Source organism: Acinetobacter sp. YH16032 (assembly GCF_013417345.1).
In the GTDB taxonomy this organism is placed as follows: Bacteria; Pseudomonadota; Gammaproteobacteria; order Pseudomonadales; family Moraxellaceae; genus Acinetobacter.
Map to the genome: position 1 here is coordinate 1 of NZ_VPEE01000136.1, position 1,609 is coordinate 1,609.

Consider the following 1,609-nt stretch of genomic DNA (forward strand, 5'->3'; position numbering starts at 1 on the left):
TGCTCAGGAAGATGGATCCGTTTACTCTCGGAAGTAGTCAATTCGTCATAGTTAGAGTCAGTCTGTGACCGAGGATCCGTTGCTATATTTGAATTTGTAGATTCATTTAGCTTATCAATATTTTCTTGTTGTGACTGTTCTAAGGTGCCTTTAAACTCAATTCTATGAGTAAGATCTTCAATATGTTGCATCAAAGACTTTTCTCTTTGATTTGCTAAATCTAACTGATTTTTTAGTAAAGAAATCTGATCTTTTAATAGATTTTCGACTTCAGATTGAACGTGTACCTGTACATCCTTCTGAACTTGTTCAGTACGTGTACTGGACTGAACACCGATTGGGTTGCCATAAACTCTGATAAGTTCAGATAAGTCTATTAGACCATCATTATCTCTTGATAATTCACCATTTTTTAAAGCCTCATATATTGTTGTCCGTGATTTTTTAAAGGCTTTACTTGCGTCCATAACGCTAAATTTTGTAGTGTTCAATACAATCCCTCTGTTCATGTACAAGGATGTTCAGGTGAGCATATTACTGAACATTATCTTTATTTTGTTTGAAAGCCAACCTTTACTAGATATGGATATAGTTCTTTAAATTTTTCAGCATCTAATAGCATTTCGGCAATTCGTACGGCAAATTGCGGATAGCTTTCGGTGCCTTGAGAATACTTACTCATTTCAGGCAGTTCTGACAATTTGTTAGCAAATAAATGACGCTGGGCATCTGTTAACTTGGTGAAAATATCTAAGGTGTTTTGATCTCTAGCTTCTAGATTTGGTTTGTTAACGTTTTTCTTTTGCTTGAATGAGAATGAAAAGCCATAAATTGAACGTCCTTTTTTATGCTGCTCATATTTAACAGTGATATCTGTAAACTCATTAACTTGATCTATAGCTAGATGTAAGACTCTGTCTTTAAAGTTCCCCATTCTTGTGTACTCATCATCAAGCACACCAATTTTTTTTCTAAACTCTTCAAGCTCTATAACAGGAGTTTGGCCAGTGCTACGCCATGCGATCAATAATTCATATAGGCGTACAGCATAAGCACTACTGAGATTACTAACTTGCTGTAATTCATACTTAGTGAACTGTTCTTCGAGTTTAGTAATTAATGGAACAATAGCGGGTGCAAAAATTAACTTAACAGTCGCTTCAGCATCAATATAACGAATCTCACTAACCCATCGGCTTAGTACGTTTTCGATGTTTCCTCGTTTATTCATCTCTTGATAGCTAAATTGTCTAGCAAATAAATCTTTTGAAGCATCCTTTAATGCTTGATAGGCAGTCTGTCTTGCAACATTGAATTGATTGATATAGCTCTCTGCATGCACCTCTAAAGGGTTGTTTGCATTAATGCCTTTACCACTTTCTCTTGCTTCAACAATAGCTAAAAGAATAAGTCGCTGTTCAACTAGATCTAGGTTATAGCTTGCGTTAATTAAAGCATTATCTTTTACAACTAGATCTCGCATGTTATTAGTCTACTTTTTTATTTCTGAATATAAATCTATATAAAATATTATGTAGTTAAATGCAAGGTAAACGTAGTTAAATCTACAAAAAAAAATAAGTAGACTTATGGTAGGTAAACGTAGTCA

General features: G+C 34.3%; 2 protein-coding genes. Both read right to left on the bottom strand.

The features are described 5' to 3' along the window. Positions 1 to 491 (bottom strand): plasmid replication DNA-binding protein (locus FTV32_RS16935; RefSeq protein WP_257227655.1); only part of this gene is annotated, 491 nt, incomplete at its 3' end. A gap of 59 nt (positions 492 to 550) precedes the next feature. Further along, positions 551 to 1,483 carry a replication initiation protein RepM gene (repM, locus tag FTV32_RS16940; protein ID WP_004759367.1) on the bottom strand — a complete coding sequence of 311 codons (933 nt, stop codon included), beginning with the start codon at positions 1,481 to 1,483 and terminating at the stop codon, positions 551 to 553. Positions 1,484 to 1,609: the final 126 nt, after the last annotated feature.